Origin of the sequence: Pedobacter sp. WC2423 (genome assembly GCF_040822065.1) — a bacterium.
Lineage (GTDB): Bacteria > Bacteroidota > Bacteroidia > Sphingobacteriales > Sphingobacteriaceae > Pedobacter.
Window position 1 is genome coordinate 1,153,619 of sequence record NZ_CP162005.1, and the last position, 20,449, is coordinate 1,174,067.

At 42.6% G+C, this 20,449-nt stretch carries 1 protein-coding gene (only partly in view); it reads left to right on the top strand.

The annotated features are described in order from the left end of the window. Positions 1-20,449, top strand: partial view of a non-ribosomal peptide synthase/polyketide synthase gene (locus AB3G38_RS04440; RefSeq protein ID WP_367867291.1) — the 5' portion only. Its footprint extends 18,155 nt past the window's final position; the window shows 20,449 of its 38,604 coding nt (coding positions 1-20,449); it begins with the start codon at positions 1-3; the stop codon falls past the right edge of the window.

The following is a 20,449-nucleotide window of genomic DNA, read 5'->3' on the forward strand; positions in this document are numbered from 1 at the left end:
ATGAAAAAAGAAGATTCAACTATTAATGCCAATTTTGGCAAAAAAATCGCTATTGATCAACTTATAGTAAAGTTAACACCGTATCAGAAAATATTTTATAATGAATGGTTACTGAATCCGGCCCGCAGTGATTATAACATGGTATTAGACCAGTATATGTCTGGTCACCTTGATCTGGAGCGGCTAAACAAAAGTCTGATCAGCTTTGTAAATAATTACCTGCTGATCAGCAGTAATATCAGTTATATCCTGGATAATTTATATTGGATAAAACGTCCTGAATTAACTCAGCAGGTTAACATCATTGACTATTACCCGGATAAGCTGACGGAAGAAGAGATCCTTCAGCTCGCTTTAAAGCCATTTGATCTGGAGCATGACCTCCTGATCAGATTTCATGTGATCAAATTGAGTGATGGCTATTATCGTCTGTTGTACTCGATGCCCCATATTCTGATAGATGGATTAAGTTATGATCATATTATTACTGAACTCAGCCATTTTTATAATGACAGTAAATATCAGGCTGCCATTAAACCTGAACAGCAGCTTATCCAACATCAGGAGTTGTCTGTAAAACTGAACCATGTACTCGAAAAGTATAAACAACCCATGCATGCTTTCTGGGAAAAACATATGGAAGGTGTTTCCGGAACTGATCTGTCCTTTTTGAAAAAGTCGGGCCACACCCTAAACGAGATTACGCAGAACCAGGTTAGCGAATATCATTTCAGTGTGAGCGATACTGATCTTGCCCTTGTCCGTAAATTTACCCGCCAGCATAAAATTACCCCCTACATATACGGACAGCTTGTATTTGCTGTTTTACTGCATAAAATTACAGGACAGGAAATTATTGGCGTTAATTATCCTGTAGCAATTCTTGAAGGAAAGGAGCTGATTTATGGTGCGCATGTGAACACCGTGATTATTGATTACAGATTTACCAGAGAAACAACTGCCGGAGAACTGATCAGCCAGACGCTGGCCTATTTTGCAGAACAAAAAGCCAGTAAGGCCAAATATCTCCCGATAGCTGAAATTGTAAGTTACGCAGCTAACACAGCTATGCTGGAAATGGGGTTTATACAAACGAACCTGCGTAACCTGATTGTTAATTATCAGGGTATAGAAAATGTTGAAGTCAGAGATGAACTGCATGTTGATTTATCCGATAAAATAGTATTTGAACAAGAGTTGCGGGGTAATCAACTGAATTACAGGGTTCGCTACAATAACAATGAACTGGATAAAGACCTCGTAGCTGATTTTATTGATACTTATCAGAAGTTATTCAAAGAGCTCTTACAGCAAGATCTTACCTCGTCTGTAGCGGATTATCAATTACTGAATGATCAGCAATATGAAAAGATTATTACGCAATGGAATGAAACCAGTAAAATTTATCCTTCTGCTAAAACAATTCAGGAGTTATTTGAAGCGCAGGCAGAGCAAACACCAGATCATATTGCTGTAGTTTTTGAAGATCAGCAGCTCACTTACCGTGAACTGAATAATCAGGCTAACAGACTGGCAGCTTATCTGAAAGAGACTTATGAAATTTGTCCCGATGAGCTGATTGCACTTTGTCTGGACAGATCACCACATATGGTAATTTGTATACTGGCTGTTTTGAAAACTGGTGGTGCTTATGTACCGATGGACCCTGAATACCCGGAAGAAAGAATAACTTATGTGGTTAACCACACCAAAGCAAAGGTTGTATTGACCAGTGCTGCATATCTGGATAGATTGCAAGGGACAGGGGCTGCTATTGAAGTAATTGATCGTGCCGATTTTCTGATCAGGTTAACCGCTGATTATCCTGTCACAAATCCTGCTACGGCTTCCCGTGCACATCATCTGGCCTATGTTATTTATACCAGCGGAACCACCGGAACTCCTAAAGGAGTGATGATAGAACATAAGGGAGTGGTGAACCTGGTCACTGACCTGCACCAGCAATATAAATTCAGTGAAGATGAAGTTTTATTGCTGTTTGCTAATTATGTATTTGATGCATCTGTAGAACAACTATTACTTGCACTGTTAAACGGACACACGCTACTCGTCATAAAAAATCATAGCTGGGGAGATGAGGAAGCTTTTATTCAAACGCTTGTAAAAAATAAGGTCACTTATATGGAGATGACTCCTTCTTTTTTACAGCAATTACCTGTTTCTTCCATACCTACATTGCGTACCTTAAACTCAGGGGGAGAGCATTTAAGTAAAGAGCTGTTACAAAAATTAAGTCAGGGAGGTTATTTTCTTGTCAACTCTTATGGGCCTACCGAAACCACTGTAACCTCTATTGTGAATACAGACAGCAGGACGAACAACATTGGACGTCCTATTGCCAATACCACTACTTATGTACTGAACAGTTCGCTGCAACCCGTTCCGGTGGGTGCAACCGGAGAATTATATATCGGTGGTGATGGGGTTGCCCGGGGCTACCTTGGGATGGAAGAGCTGACCAGAGAAAGGTTTATTACAAATCCATTCACTGCCGGAAATGACAGGATTTATAAAACCGGTGACCTGGTGCGTTATTTAGCTGATGGTCATCTGGAATATATTGGCAGGAACGATTTTCAGGTAAAAATCAGAGGTTACAGGATTGAATTAGGTGAAATAGAATCCAGACTTTCTGGTTATCCGGGTATTCAGCAAGCAGTAGTACTGGCCAGAGAAAAGCGAAAAGGAGCACCACAATACCTTGTGGGTTATTATGTTGCAACCTCACCTTTCAGTCAGCTCATTTTGTCGGAATACCTGTCAAGTATGCTGCCTGAATATATGGTACCTGCTGTATTCATTCAACTGAACGCCTTACCGCTGACAGTCAATGGAAAGCTAGACCGGAAAGCATTACCTGATCCTCATTTTACAGATACCCGCGAATATCTGGCACCAGAAAATGAAATACAGCGCCAATTGTGTGCAATTTATGCAGAAGTACTGGGGCTGGATGCTGCAAATATCAGTATAACAGACGACTTTTTCAGATTAGGGGGAGATAGTATTGCCAGTATACAGGTAGTGAGCAGGATCAGACTGCGTTTGCAGATACAAGTTACTGTAAAAGATCTTTTTACTTATAAAACAATTGCCCTGCTTTATACGCATTTGCTGATAAAAGCAAATGCAGCCGCCGTAGAAATCCAAGCGGAGCAGGGCTTATTAAAAGGTAAACTGGAATTGTTACCTGTTCAGCAATGGTTCTTTGATCAGGCAGATAAGGGATTGTTTCAGGCTCACCAGCATTGGAACCAGGCTTTTATGTTGAAAGTTCCGGTTTTAGATCCGGAATTACTGGAAGAGAGCCTGAAATTATTAGTACAGCATCATGATGTGCTCCGTATCTTTTATCAGGAAAAAATTCAGCAATACCGGGAAGAATTACCTGCTATACAACTGCTGACAGCAGATGTACGAGCTTTATCAGATACAGCTTTGTCAGACCTGCTAACCACCTGGCAAAGTGACTTTGACCTTTCAGCAGGCAAATTATTCAGTGTGGGTTATCTGGAGGGTTATCAAGACGGCAGTGCCCGTATATGGTTTGCATTTCATCACCTGGTGATGGATAGTGTGAGCTGGCGTATTGTTAGTGATGATTTGCAGCGCATTTATGAATACCTTTTAAAATCAACTGTTATACCTGCTGATGCAGCAGACATTATAGGTAAAAAGGCAACGAGTTACCGCCAATGGGCTGCAATAGCGGGCAACTATAAAAAAGACGAACTTATTTCAGGACAAGAGGAAATTGATTACTGGCAGGAGATTGCGGCTGGTGTAAAAGAAAACAACAAGGTTCTTGAAAAGCTGGAAATTGAGGTTGTAAGCCATGCTGTTGTTTTATTGGACAGTCATCATACGGGATTGTTATTAAGGGAAATTAACCAGATTTACCAAACGGGTATCAATGACATTCTGCTTGGTGTGCTGGGAATGGCAATCTCCGGGATAACCGGAATGACAAAGAATTATGTATTACTGGAAGGACATGGAAGAGAAGCCTTAGCTGCTGATATAGATGTCAACAGTACAGTGGGTTGGTTTACTACCATGTTTCCCGTTACCTTATCAACTGATTCAGCTGATTTAGGTACTAACCTGGCAGCAGTCAAAGAAACACTGAGAAAAGTACCACAAAATGGCATTGGTTACGGTGCACTTATTGGGTATATAACGCAAGCTTTGCCAAGGATCAGTTTTAATTATCTCGGGCAGTTTGATACAGAAGAAGGAGGGAAATGGTCCATTACCAGGGAAAATAGTGGTCAGACGATAGCATCTCTCAACCGGAATTATCATCTTATCGATATTAATGGTGGAATAGCAGATAACATTTTACAATTTGAAATCACGGGTGCCATACCGAAAGACATATTAGAGAATTTTGCGGCTTTTTATCAGGAAAAACTGATCGAAGTAATTACCGTATTAAGTCAAACCAGACGCAGTTATCTGACTCCATCTGATGTAAACAATGTGATTGCTGTTGATTACCTGAACCAATTGCAGGAAAATCAGGAGATTGAAGGTGTTTATTTGGCGAATAGCTTACAGGAAGGATTTATTTATCATGCTTTAAGTCAGGGTGATATAGATGATGCCTACCGGGTACAGCTGGCATGGGATTATTATAATACCCTTGATGTGGCGAAACTTCGCCGGGCATGGGAATATGCGCAGCAAAAATATAGTGCATTGCGCTTAAGATTTGGCTGGGAGAATGAACTGGTACAGGTAATTGACAAAACAACCGTACTGGACTGGCGCTATATTGATGGCGGCAACGAAGTCAAAGAAATATTCCTCAGCAAAATATTAACAGTAGACCGCTCTCAGGCTTATAATTTAGCTGGTGGCAACCTGTTAAGGGTATACCTGATCCGTTGGAACGATAAAAGCTATAGCTGTATTTTTAGTAGCCACCATGCTATACTTGACGGCTGGAGTACACCTGTACTGCTGAGTTATATTCATGAAACTTATCTGCAGCTGCTTAAGGGGATAACTGTAACCATCAGTAATGACCGCAGTTATGAAACAGCACAACAATATTTGCAAAGTCACCGCCTGGATAACCAGCTTTACTGGGCTGATTATATAGCACAGGTGGAAGACCGGGAAGACTTACGCAGCCTGCTGAAAGAAGAACAACAGCATATTATACTTTCAGATTACAGGCACATTAAGCAAGCGGAAGAGCAGACCCTAATGATAAAGGAGCAACGCTATGCGCAATTGAAAGCCTTTTGCACGGAAAACGGGCTTACTTTAAATACAGTGTTACAATATTGCTGGCATAAGCAATTGAGTATTTATGGAAATACGGACAGGACTGTAGTCGGAATGACGGTATCCGGACGTCATCTGCCTGTAAATGCTATTGAGCAATCTGTCGGATTATATATCAATACTGTTCCTGTAATTTTTGAACATCAGGCTGGCCGTATTCTTGAAAATATTCAGGCTTTGCAGGAACAGATTAACGAGGTCAATAACAGGAGTGATGTGAACCTGGCGAAGTTACAGCAAAATGGGGAACGGCTATTTAATACCTTATTTGTCTATGAGAATTATCCGATGCCTGCAAATATTGATACGGGTGAACTGGTGCTTGAATTCAGGCATTCAGTTGAAAAACTGGATTATCCTTTAGGTGTTACTGTTATAGAAAAAGATGATGAATTAGCATTTGTTTTACAATATGCAGTAGAGCTATTTGATCAGGAACGGATACAGCAAGTATTGGATGGTATAGCTGCTTTGCTGGATCAGCTGGTTAATGATGCTGCATTGAATACTTCGGCATTACACTATTTGAATGAAGAACAACACCATCAACTTATTCAGGAATGGAATCAAACGGAAAAACCTTTTCCAGCTGATCAGACAATCCAGCAATTATTTGAAACACAGGCGGCACTAACTCCTGATCATGCAGCGGTTATTTACGAAGACATACAGTTAAGTTACAGGGAGCTGAATGAGCGTGCGAATCAGCTGGCAGCTTATCTGATCACCAATTATAATATTCAGCCCGATGAGCTGATCGCACTCCATTTGAAACGGTCAGAATTTCTGGTCATCGCCATACTGGCGGTATTGAAATCAGGAGCTGCTTATGTGCCAATGGATCCTGCTTATCCGCAGGAACGGGTAAACTATATCCTGTCAGATACAAAAGCAAGAGTTGTTATCAACGATACATTTAATGCAGATCTGAGTATTTATTCCACTGCTGACCCTGTCACAGCTACTCAGGCACACCATCTTGCTTATGTTATTTATACCAGCGGTACCACCGGACAGCCAAAAGGGGTAATGGTTGAGCATCGCGGTGTAATTAATCTGGTTACTGATTTGCATGTAAAATATGGTTTCAGTGCGCAGGAAGTTCTGCTGCAGTTTGCAAATTACGTATTTGATGCTTCAGTAGAGCAAACTTTGCTGGCCTTACTCAACGGACATACCTTGCTGGTGATCAGCGATCACAGCTGGGGAGATGAAACTGCTTTTATCAAAACGCTGACAGACCACCAGGTAACCTATTTAGAAATGACACCCTCATTTTTAGAACAGCTGCCTGTGGGGAATATCCCAACTTTACGCAGGTTGAATTCGGGTGGTGAACACTTAAATGCAGACTTGCTAAACAGACTGAGTAAAGGTAATTATGCACTGATTAATTCTTACGGACCTACTGAAACTACGGTTACTTCCATTGTGAATATGAATAGCAGTTCCGGAGGCATTGGCCGGCCTATAGCAAATACAACAGCTTATGTACTGAATAAAAACAGGCAACCTGTTCCTGTTGGTGCAATTGGCGAATTGTACATAGGTGGCGCCGGAGTAACACGCGGATATCTGAATATGCCGGAGCTGACCAGTGAACGTTTTGTTTTTACCCCTTATGGCAGACTTTATAAAACGGGAGATCTTGTCCGTTATCTGCCGGATGGTAATTTATCCTATATCGGAAGAAATGATTTCCAGGTAAAGATACGTGGTCATCGTATTGAACTGGGAGAGATTGAGAGCCGTCTGACTGCTTATCCACAGATCACGCAGGCAGTAGTGCTGGCAAAAGAACAAACAACCGGAACTTCTAAATACCTCGCTGGATATTATATAGCTGATGTTGAATTGGATCAGCATGCCTTAATGGAATATCTTCAGGATCAATTACCGGAATATATGGTGCCGGCAGTACTGGTACATCTTACAGCATTACCATTGACGATCAATGGAAAGCTGGATAGAAATGCGTTACCCGATCCTGAATTTAAAGGCAGTACGCATTACCAGGCCCCGCAAAATGAAACTGAAGCACAGTTGTGCCGGATCTATGCAGAAATACTCGGTATGGATGCAGCAATGGTAGGTGTGGATGATGACTTTTTCAGATTGGGCGGAGATAGTATTGTCAGTATACAGGTGGTGAGCAGAATACGTCAGCGTCTGGATATCCAGGTAAGTGTAAAGGATATTTTTACGCATAAAACAATTGCCTCTTTATATAAACATGTGATCGCAAAAGCGGGAGCTCATGTGATCGCGGTGCAGGCAGAACAGGGAGTACTGAAAGGGACAATGGGTTTATTGCCAATCCAGGAATGGTTCTTTTATCATGCTGATCATGGATCTTTTCCTGCCCCTGGTCACTGGAACCAATCTTTTATGGTGCGTGTACCTGTATTGGACAAAGCTGTTCTGGAAAAGAGTATAGCCCTGCTAATTGACTATCACGATGCATTAAGAATCAGTTATGACGGGCATACGCAGCAGTATAACGAGAAAATTGCACCTTTTCAACTTAATTATTCAGCTGTAAATGGAATTGAATTACCATCAGTTTTAACTGACTGGCAAAGCGATTTTGATCTTTCGTCTGGTAATTTATTCAAAATAGCGTATCTGGATGGTTATGCTGATGGTAGTGCCAGGATCTGGTTTGCGCTGCATCATTTAATTGTAGATGCGGTGAGCTGGCGGATTCTTACGGAAGACCTGCATCAGATTTATACACACCTGGCAGACAGAAAAGCCTATGTGCCAGTAAAAAAAGGTACAAGTTACCGCCAATGGATTGATGCATTGTCTGCTTATAAGAAAGAGCATGCCGCAGAAAAAAGTTACTGGAAGCAGGTTGTTGAAGGTATAGGTGATGAAAATAAATTATTGAAAATCAAATCAGTGAATACTTTAAGTAAAGTAAGTATTCGCCTTGATGCAATGCATACCAACTTATTATTGCGCAGTGGTCATGTGGTTTATTATAGTCGGATCAATGATCTTTTACTCAGTGCACTGGCTTACACCTTAACTGGTTTGACTGGAAAGTCTACCCATCACATCTTGCTGGAAGGTCATGGTAGAGAAGCCTTATCTCCTGAACTGGATATCACCAATACAGTAGGCTGGTTTACTTCTATGTTTCCGGTACAGCTTTCTACAAATTCAGCTGATCCGGCACAACATATTATAGCTGTAAAAGAGACATTGAGACAAATACCTGCCAATGGTATTGGCTATGGAGCTCTGATAGGTTATATAGCTCAGGAATTGCCCGCGATAGGATTTAACTACCTCGGACAGTTTGATCAGGAAGCAGATACGCTATGGTCTGTTACTGACGAGGATAGTGGAACGCAAATTTCGGAACTGAACAAGGAGGCACTGATTATTGATATTAATGGGGTAGCAATTGGTGGAGAACTTCGTTTTACCTTTACCGGGAGCTTACCTGCGGAACTATTGACCGGACTGGCAAATGATTATAAGGAGCAACTGACAGGGATAGCTGAATATTTGAATACTCAACAGAGAAGCTATTTAACACAAAGCGATATCAGCGCTGTAATTTCTGCCTCCCTGCTGGACAAATTGCAAAAGGAAAAAGAAATTGAAGGGGTTTATCTGGCCAATAGTTTACAGGAAGGTTTTATTTATCATGCTTTAAAACAGGGAGATATCGATGATGCTTACCGGGTACAGCATACCTGGGATTATTACAGTGTTTTAGATGCGGATCAATTAGAAAAGGCGTGGAGATTTGCGCAGGCTAAATATCCATCGCTAAGACTTCGTTTCGACTGGGAAGAAGAGTTGGTGCAGGTAATTGATAAGACAGGCAACTTTGACTGGTATTATACAGCAACTGACAGTGTGGATGAGCTGCTGGTACAAGATCAGGTGAAAGGATATGACCTTGCAGCAGGTAATCTGTTCAGGGTGTATCTTATTCAAAAGAGTGCGCAGCATTATACCTGTATTTTCAGCAGTCATCATGTAATTCTTGATGGCTGGAGTATGCCTGTTTTATTAGAGTACATCCATGAAGTATACCTTAAACTACTGAAAAATGAACAGGTAGATCTGGTGACTGACTATAGTTACGGGGCCGCACAACAGTATCTCCAGGAACACCGGTCCGGCAATCAGCAGTATTGGGAAACTTATATCAATACATTGGAGAACCGGGAAGACCTGCGTTGTTTACTCAAAGATGAGCTGCAACATCTTGTTCTTTCTGACTACAGATTGATTAAAGAGCATACGGAACAGGTATTAACTATATCCGGAGCTCAATATAAACAATTGAAAGCATTCAGCATGGCTAACAGTCTAACTCTGAATGCAATTATACAATATTTATGGCATAAGCAACTGAGCTTATATGGTGACACAGCTACCACTATTCTGGGGCTGACAGTATCTGGCCGTAATTTACCGGTGAATGATATAGAACACTCTGTAGGGTTATACATCAATACCCTTCCGGTTATTATGGAACATAAAGATGCGCTGGTGATAGAAGAGATCAGGAGATTGCAGGAATTGGTGCATGAGGTAAATAACCGCAGTGATGTGAACCTGGCCAAATTGCAGACTGGTGGTGAAAGGCTATTTAATACCTTATTTGCTTACGAGAATTATCCGATGCCAAAAGATCTGGAAGGAGAACTTGTGCTGGAATTTAAAGATGTGATTGAGAAACTGGATTACCCGTTAAGCGTCACTGCTTATGAGCAACAGGAGACAATTGCATTTAGAATACAGTATGCAAAAGAGCTGTTCACTACAAAAAGAATCTGCGAAATGCTGGATGGCATAGTTGTTTTACTGGAGCAGTTGTTGAACCGTCCGCAAATACAGACTCATGAATTGCGTTATTTAAGCGCCAGTGAGTATGAAGCGCTTGTACAGCGTCAGTTTACCGCTGGTCATCGGGAATATCCGGAGACCTTATCGGTTCAATCTTTATTTGAAGCTCAGGCGGCACTTTTACCAGCTCATGCGGCGGTAGTGTATGCAGGACAAACACTCACTTACCGGGAATTAAATGAAAAGGCTAATCAGCTGGCCGCTTATCTGAAAAAGACTTATGAGATTCAGCCTGATGAGCTGATTGCCATTGGCATGGATCGTTCTGACTATATGCTGATCGCTATTCTTGCGGTGCTGAAATCTGGTGGTGCTTATGTACCGGTTGACCCTGGCTATCCGGATGAACGGATCAGTTATATGCTGTCTGATACCGGTACTAAAGTGGTATTGAGTAACGATCAGCATTCAGAAAGGTTAGCCTCACTGGGCGTGGTAGCTGTACTGAATCTGGATGATGCGCTATTGCAATTGACTCTGGAGATCACTTATTCAAAAGCAAACCCTGAGCAGGTAAATAAAATGAATCACCTTGCCTATGTGATTTACACCAGTGGGACGACCGGAAAACCTAAAGGGGTAATGGTAGAACACCGGAATGTGGTGAATTATTTATTTAACCTGGCTGAGGTGATTGCTGAAGACATTAAAAAAGTTGATTTTTCCAGTAATCTTGCTTTTGATTTATCGGTCACGACTACATTATTTCCGCTTTGCTTTGGTAAAACAGTCTATGTATTTGGACGTGATATTATAAATGTGGTTGATTATGAGCGGCATCTGCTGGACAACAGGATAGAATTAGTGAAATCTACGCCAGGTTATTTATCACTGCTGAATTCTCCTGATTTGCCGGTCAGACTGGCCATTGTTGGGGGAGAGAAACTCTTAAGTAATCATATCAGCAGTATCTTAAAATATGCTTCGCAAATTATTGATGAATACGGGCCTACTGAAACTACGGTGGGTGCTTCTTATTTTACAATTGATGAAACAATAAAGGATTTCTCTATCGGAAAGGCTTATGCGAATTATAATTTGTATGTGCTGGATAATGAGCTGCGTCCTGTTCCTGCAGGTGCGGCCGGAGAGCTTTATATAGGTGGTGCTGGTGTAGCAAGAGGTTACCTGCATTTGCCGGAATTAACGGCGGAAAGGTTTATTGATGATCATTTCACTGAAACGGGCAGCTTGTATAAAACAGGTGACCGGGTTCGTTTTCAGGCTAATGGTAATCTCGAATATATTGGCAGAAATGACTTCCAGGTAAAGATACAAGGGCATCGGATTGAGTTAGGAGAAATTGAAACCAGACTGTCTGCGTATCCTGGGATCAGTCAGGCTGTTGTGCTGGCAAGAGAAGTTAGTGGCGGGGTAAAAAATCTGGTGGGCTATTATGTAGCTGCAACTGAGCAAAATCAGGATAGCGTCATCGCCTATTTAAATGGTGTCTTACCTGCTTATATGGTACCTGCTATACTGGTACAGTTAACGCAATTGCCTTTAACGGTTAATGGAAAGGTAGACCGGAAGGCTTTATTGGCTAATACACTGCAGCATGAAGATACCTATTGTGCACCTGAAAATGAGACGCAGCAACAGTTATGTGAGCTTTATGCGGATGTACTGGAATCAGCTGCTGATCAAATCAGTATTGATGCTGATTTTTTCCGTCTGGGCGGGAATAGTATTCTTGCCATTAAGTTAATTAGTAAGCTGAATAAACAGCTGAATACGAATTTGAGTGTGGCCACATTGTTTAATGAAACCACGATCCGGAAACTGTCCTTACAGCTTGCGGATACCAGTAAGGTGACGATAAAAGCTACTGAAGTTCATCAGGCGGAAGACCAGCTATTGTCGTTTGCGCAGGAGCGGGTATGGTTTATTGAAGCGTATGAAAACGGCAGCAGTACTTATAATATTCCGTTAGTCTTAAAACTGCATTCTACAACAGATCTGAATAGGTTTCTTTCTGGCTTGAAAGCCATTGTACAGCGGCACGAGGTGCTGAGAAGTGTGGTTAAAATGAGTAGTGAGGGCCGTGGGTATCAACTGGTCATGGACGATGCTCTGCCTATAGAAAGAATCGTTGTTTTTGCGCAGGAGATGCTGGAAACAAGAATTAATGAAGCGGTAAACCATGTGTTCAGACTGGACAGTGAGTATCCGGTACAGGTAAAGGTTTATGAATTCAATGCAACGAATTTTGTGAGCATTGTGTTACACCATATTGCTTTTGATGGCTGGTCGGCTGACATTTTAATCCGTGAATTATTAGCGCATTATGCTGGCGAACAACCATTGCCAGCTTTGGATATTCAATACAAAGACTTTGCGTTATGGCAGAGAAGTTATCTGATAGGCGCAGTATTGGAGAAACAGCTGACCTATTGGAAAACAAAGTTATCAGGTTATGAGACACTTAATTTATTAACAGACAAACCAAGACCAGCCCGGTTGAATTATGCTGGTGCAGATTTAAATTTTAGTATCGATGCAATGACCAGTGATGCTTTGAGAGCTAAAGCGAAAGAGCTGGAAGTTAGTTTATACAGTTTATTATTGAGTGGTTATTACCTGTTATTGGGTACTTACAGTAATCAGCAGGATATTGTATTGGGTACTCCGATTGCAAACCGGCACCATAGTCAGATCGAAGAAGTGATCGGGTTCTTTGTCAATACATTAGCCTTACGGCAAGAGCTAAACCCCGAACAAACAGTTGCTGCGTTTATTAAACAGGTGGGCGAAGAAGTCAAAGAAGCGCAAGGTTATCAGGATCTGCCTTTTGAAAAGCTGGTCAGTGAACTGGAAATTCCGCAGGATACTTCCCGTCATCCTGTATTCCAGGTGCTGTTTGGAATGGAACAGTTTGGTGGAGAACAAAACACGGCAATTAACGAATTGCTGGAAACATATGCTGGTGCCGAAAATCATGCAGCAGCTAAATTTGATATCACAACTATGGTGGATGATAGTGGGGCAGAGCTTACAGGATCATTCAATTATGCGACCAGTTTATTTGATCAGGCTACCATTGAGGGGTATATCGATACTTACCAGCGGATTTTAAAACAATTTGCCCAGCAGAGTGAAGTTGCGATCAAAGAACTGCATTATGCAGATGAAATGAAGTTCGCAGCCTTAAGCTATCCTTCAGCTGATACGATTCAATCGCTGTTTGAGGCACAGGTGATTCAAACACCAGATCGCATCGCTACCGTGTTTGCAGGGCATAGCCTCACTTACCAGGAACTGAATGCACAGGCCAATCAACTGGCAGCTTACCTGATTGACCGTTACCAGATCCAGCCTGACGATCTGATCGGGCTTTGCCTGGAACGCTCTTCGTTTATGGTCGTCGCTATTTTAGGTGTGTTGAAAGCAGGTGCTGCTTATGTACCGGTTGATCCGGGTTATCCTTCGGAAAGGGTCAATTATATTTTAGCAGATATCAAGGCTAAAGTTGTAATTACGGAGGCCTTAAGGGCAGAGATTGCAGCTTATGGAACGGCCAATCCTGTTACTGCTACGGGCTCTGGTCATCTGGCTTACGTGATTTACACCAGTGGTACGACCGGTCAGCCCAAAGGGGTGATGCAGGAACATGGGAATGTGGTCCGTTTGCTGAAGGCCACCGATGACTGGTATGGTTTCAATGAACAGGATGTCTGGACGTTATTCCATTCTTATGTCTTTGACTTCAGTGTCTGGGAGTTGTGGGGCGCTTTATTGTATGGCGGCAAGCTGGTTATTCCTACCCATGAACAGACCCGTGACCTGGAGCAGTTCTACGGTTTATGTGCCCTGGAAGGGGTAACGGTCTTAAACCAGACCCCGAATGCTTTCTACCAGTTCAGTGCGATTGCCATTGAAAAGGCAGAACTGCTGGACAGTTTACGCTACGTGATCTTTGGCGGGGAAGCACTTAATTTAACACAGCTGAAACCCTGGTACAGCCGTTACAGTGCGCAGAGTCCTCAGCTGGTCAACATGTACGGCATCACTGAAACTACGGTCCATGTAACCTATAAACTGATTAGTCCTTCGGCACTGGATAGCGGCTCTCTGATTGGGGTAACAATCCCTGATCAGCAGGCTTATGTATTCAACAATTACCTGAAGCCGGTTCCGTTAGGGGCTGTAGGTGAGCTGTATGTAGGCGGGGCAGGTTTGTCACGCGGTTACCTGAACCAGCCTGAACTGACCAGGGAACGCTTCCTGGAAACTTCTTATGGCAGGTTATATCAAACAGGGGATTTAGTGCGGTCGCTGGCTGATGGCAGCCTGGAATATATTGGCCGTAACGATTTCCAGGTAAAGATCCGTGGTTACCGGATTGAGCTGGGTGAGATTGAGTCGCGGTTATCTTCTTATCCGGGTATCCGTCAATCGGTGGTCCTGGCTAAAGAAGGGGCACAGAAATACCTTGCAGCTTATTATGTATCGTCAGCTCCGCTGGATCATGAAAGTATCCTGCAGCATCTGGCAGCTCATTTACCTGAATATATGGTGCCGGCTGTTTTGGTACATCTTGCACAGTTGCCGCTGACGATCAATGGTAAGCTGGACAAGAAAGCTTTGCCAGACCCCTCATTTACAGGCAGCAGGCAGTACCAGGCACCGGAGAATGAAACACAGGAAGAGCTGTGCCGGATTTACGCAGAAGTATTACAGCTTGAAGCAGAAAAGATCAGCATTGATGATGATTTTTTCAGGTTAGGGGGAGACAGTATTTCTGCCATCAGACTAATGAGTAAAATAAACGGAGTAATGGAGATCAGGATGAATGTATCGGGCATCTTCAGCTATCCTACTATCCGGAAAATGGCGGCACAATTATACGGTAAGGAAGCTGCTGCGCTGAAAATTACAGTTCCTTTTATTACCCATCCGGAAGAACAGTTGTTATCCTTTGCTCAGGAACGTTTATGGTTTGTCCAGGCCTATGAAGGTGCAAGTAATGTATATAATGTTCCTATGGTATTTAAGCTGCGGGATACAACAGACCCGGAACGAATTTTAAGTGCATTAAAGGCCATTGTAAATCGCCATGAAGTTTTGCGCAGTTTAATTAAAACTGGTAGTGAAGGAGAGGGATATCAACTCGTTATGGATGATGAAATCATGCCATTAAAGATAGAACAGCTCCGGGTAGATTCGGTGGAAGAATTATCGGCTGGTATTGACAAAGCAGTCAATCATATATTCAGGTTAGCTGAGGAGTATCCGGTCCGGGTAACAACCTATAATTTTAACGGTGAGCAGTATATCAGTGTGGTATTGCATCACATTGCTTTTGATGGCTGGTCAACTGATATTTTTATTCGTGAGCTGTTGCACAATTACAATACAACAGCTTTATTACCGCCCTTAAATCTTCAATACAAAGATTATGCACTGTGGCAGCGTAGTTACCTGACAGGAGAAATCCTGGAGAAACAGTTAAGCTATTGGAAAGATAAGTTATCGGGTTATGAAACACTGAATTTGATAACTGACCTGCCAAGGCCTGCACAATTAAATTACGAAGGGGCTGATCTGGATTTCAGCCTGGACGAGACAACCAGTAATTCACTGAGAGCAGTAGCCCGGGAACTGGAAGTAAGTATGTATACCTTACTGTTGAGTGGCTATTATTTAGTATTAAGTACTTACAGTAATCAACAGGATATTGTTGTGGGTAGTCCTATAGCTAACCGCCATTATACTGAGCTGGAAGAGGTGATCGGTTTTTTTGTGAATACGATGGTTTTGCGGGAGCAGCTGGATGCAGAACAGGAATTGACGGCTTTTATAAAGCAGGTCGGAAACGCTGTCAGGGAGGCACAATTATATCAGGATCTGCCATTTGAAAAATTAGTAGGAGAACTTGGAGTTTTACCGGACAGCTCACGGCATCCGATCTTCCAGGTACTTTTTGGTTTGGAACAATTTGGCGGCATTGAAAAAGAAGAGGTCGCTGAATTATTGGAAGTGTACGAAGGCACAGCTGCTTTTAATGTAGCAAAGCTGGATCTGTCTATGGCAATGGACGATAGTGGTCATGAGATCATGGGTACACTTAATTATGCTACAAGCTTGTTTACGGCTTCTACCATTGAAGGATATATCACTACTTATAAAGAAATACTGTTACAGTTGTCAAAATTGAAACAGGGACAGCGGATCAAAGATCTTCATTATCTGAATAGTATATCTTTTAAGCAGATTGTTCAGGACCTGAATACTGTTCGCATGGATTATCCTGTTCATCAGACTATCCATGCTCTGTTTGAAAAACAGGCTGTATTAATACCAGATCAGATAGCATTAGTATTTAATGATCAGCAGCTTAGTTATCTTGAACTCAATGAACGCAGTAATCAGTTGTCGGCTTATCTGAAGGCAACTTACGCGATAAAACCTGATGACCTGATTGCAATTTGCATGGAAAGATCTGAACAGTTAATCGTCACGATTCTGGCGGTCTTGAAATCAGGAGCTGCTTATGTACCCATAGATCCTGGCTATCCAAAGGAGCGGATAGCTTATATGGTAGCAGATACGAGCGCAAAAGTTGTAATTACTGATGACTATCAGCCTGAGCTTAGTGCTTATCCGGTCACAAACCCCGTTACCACTGCGGGAGCTGAAAATCTTGCCTACGTGATCTATACCAGTGGAACTACCGGTAAACCTAAAGGAGTAATGGTAGAACATGGTGGTGTAGTAAACCTTGCGTTGATACAAGGTGCTGCCTTCGGATTATCTGATGGCTATAAACATTGTTTATGGTATGCTAATTATGTGTTTGATGCGCATGTTTCTGAGTTATTTACCGCATTGCTCAATGGGCATCGCTTGTATATTGTGGATGACAGACACAGGAAAGATATCTTTTTATTAAAAAATTATATAACTGATCATCAGATCCAGATTGCCACTATTCCTCCTGCTTTGCTCGATAAGGAAGAGGTATTGTCACTGGAAACGCTGGTTGTAGCCGGAGATGTTACAAGTAATCAGTTAATGGAGTTGTACAAGCAATCCGGTACAAACGTAATTAATGCTTACGGGCCTACAGAAACTACTGTATGCGCTACGCTTCATCAGTATAGCACTGGTAGCAGCAATAGGAATATTGGCCATCCTCTCGCCAATACAACGGCTTATATATTGAATAGCTATATGCAGCCGGTTCCGGCAGGAGCTATTGGTGAATTATATGTTGGAGGTGCAGGTGTAGCGAGAGGATATCTGCATCTTCCGGAATTAACGGAAGAACGCTTTGTTGAAAATCCTTTTACAGGTCAGGGCAGACTTTATAAAACAGGTGACCAGGTAAGATACCTGCTGGATGGAAATATAGAATATATTGGCCGGAATGATTCGCAGGTGAAAATAAGGGGGTACAGGATCGAGCTGGAAGAAATTCAAAACAGACTGGCTGCTTATCCTGGTATCAAACAAGCGGTAGTGATTGCCAGATCGCTAAGCGACGGGGTGAAAAGCCTGGCAGGCTATTATGTTTCAGCGCAACTGATTGATACTGCTGTTTTACAAGCTTTTCTGGCACAGCAGTTACCTGAATATATGGTTCCGGCTGCGATAGTACCTATAGATTTTATGCCTTTGACGGTGAATGGTAAGCTCGACAAAAAAGCATTACCCGATGCGGCTTTTACCGCTGTCAATGGTTACCGTGCTCCTGAGAATGAAGTGCAGGAAAAATTGTGCGCAGTTTATGCAGAAATATTAGAACTAGAGGAGGATCAAATCAGTATTCATGATGATTTCTTTGCGCTGGGAGGAGATAGTATACTGGCAATCCGGCTGGTTAGCCGGTTGAATAAATTACTGGATACACAACTCAGTGTAGCAGATATTTTTAGTTACACTACAATCAGTCAGTTAGCTGATCAACTGGAAGATAGTACTCAGGAAGAAATCAAGATGATCGCGCCTGTTATTGATCAACTGGAAGATCAGGCATTGTCTTTCGCACAGGAACGGTTATGGTTCATTGAGGCTTATGAGGGGGGTAGTAATGCCTATAACATTCCTTTGCTGTTTAAACTGCATCATTCCACAGCTACAGAGAAAATAATCGCCGGATTTGAAGCGTTAGTGCAACGTCATGAAGTATTACGTACGCTGATCAAAACCAATAGCGAAGGCCGTGGATATCAACTGGTCATGAAAGATGCTTTGCCGGTAGAAAGAATCGTTGTTGAAACTGAAGAGGTTTTGGAGCAAATGATGAGTGAGGCGGTAAACCATGTATTCCAGCTGGATAGAGAGTATCCGGTAAAAGTAAAGGTGTACCAGTTGCATGAAACAGCTTATGTAAGCATTGTATTACACCATATTGCTTTTGATGGCTGGTCAACTGATCTGCTGATCCGCGAATTATTGCATCATTATACGGATAAGGATTCATTGCCTGCTCTGGCTATCCAATATAAAGACTTTGCGTTATGGCAGAGAAGTTATCTGACAGGCGCAGTATTGGAGAAACAGCTGGCTTATTGGAAAACGAGGTTATCGGGTTATGAAACGTTGAACCTGCCCTTAGACCGGCCAAGGCCAGCGCAATTGAGCTATGTGGGTGCAACTATTGATTTTAGCATCGACGCAATGACCAGTGATGCTTTAAGAACTAAAGCGAAAGAGCTGGGTGTAAGTATGTATAGTCTGTTAATGAGTGGCTATTATCTGTTATTGGGTAGCTATAGTAATCAGCAGGATATTGTAATTGGCAGTCCTGTTGCAAACCGTCATTATAAAGAAATTGAAGAAGTGATCGGGTTCTTTGTGAATACGCTGGTATTGCGTGAAGTGCTTGACCCTGAGCAAACAGTTGCTGCATTTATTAAACAGGTAGGTGAGGCAGTGAAAGAGGCACAAAGCTATCAGGATCTGCCTTTTGAAAAGCTGGTCAGTGAACTGGAAATTCCGCAGGATAGTTCCCGTCATCCTGTATTCCAGGTGCTGTTCGGTGTAGCCCAGTTTGGCGGAGCGCAAAAGAGTGAAGTAAGTGCTTTATTAGAAGCATATAATGAGGGTGAAAATTATCAGGTAGCAAAATTTGATTTATCAGTAATGCTCGACGATAGCAGTGCAGAGCTTACAGGATCGTTCAATTATGCGACCAGTTTATTTGATCAGGCTACCATTGAGGGGTATATCGATACTTACCAGCGGATTTTAAAACAATTTGCCCAGCAGAGTGAAGTTGCGATCAAAGAACTCCATTATGCAGATGAAATGAAGTTCGCAGCCTTAAGCTATCCTTCAGCTGATACGATTCAATCGCTGTTTGAGGCACAGGTGAGCCAAACACCGGATCGCGTCGCTACCGTGTTTGCAGGGCATAGCCTCACTTACCAGGAACTGAATGCACAGGCCAATCAACTGGCAGCTTACCTGATTGAGCATTATCAGATCCAGCCTGACGATCTGATCGGACTTTGCCTGGAACGCTCTTCGTTTATGGTCGTCGCTATTTTAGGTGTGCTGAAAGCAGGTGCTGCTTATGTACCGGTTGATCCGGGTTATCCTTCGGAAAGGGTCAATTATATTTTAGCAGAGATCAAGGCCAAAGTTGTAATTACGGAGGCCTTAAGGGCAGAGATTGCAGCTTATGGAACAGCCAATCCTGTTACTGCTACGGGTTCTGGTCATCTGGCTTACGTGATTTACACCAGTGGTACGACCGGTCAGCCCAAAGGGGTGATGCAGGAACATGGGAATGTGGTCCGGTTGCTGAAGGCCACCGATGACTGGTATGGTTTCAATGAACAGGATGTATGGACGTTATTCCATTCTTATGTCTTTGACTTCAGTGTCTGGGAGTTGTGGGGCGCTTTATTGTATGGCGGCAAGCTGGTTATTCCTACCCATGAACAGACCCGTGACCTGGAACAGTTCTACGGTTTATGTGCCCTGGAAGGGGTAACGGTCTTAAACCAGACCCCGAATGCTTTCTACCAGTTCAGTGCGATTGCCATTGAAAAGGCAGAACTGCTGGACAGTTTACGCTACGTGATCTTTGGCGGGGAAGCACTTAATTTATCCCAGCTGAAACCCTGGTACAGCCGTTACAGTGCGCAGAGTCCGCAGCTGGTCAACATGTACGGCATCACTGAAACTACGGTCCATGTGACCTATAAACTGATTAGTCCTTCGGCACTGGATAGCGGCTCTCTGATTGGGGTAACGATCCCTGATCAGCAGGCTTATGTATTCAACAATTACCTGAAGCCGGTTCCGT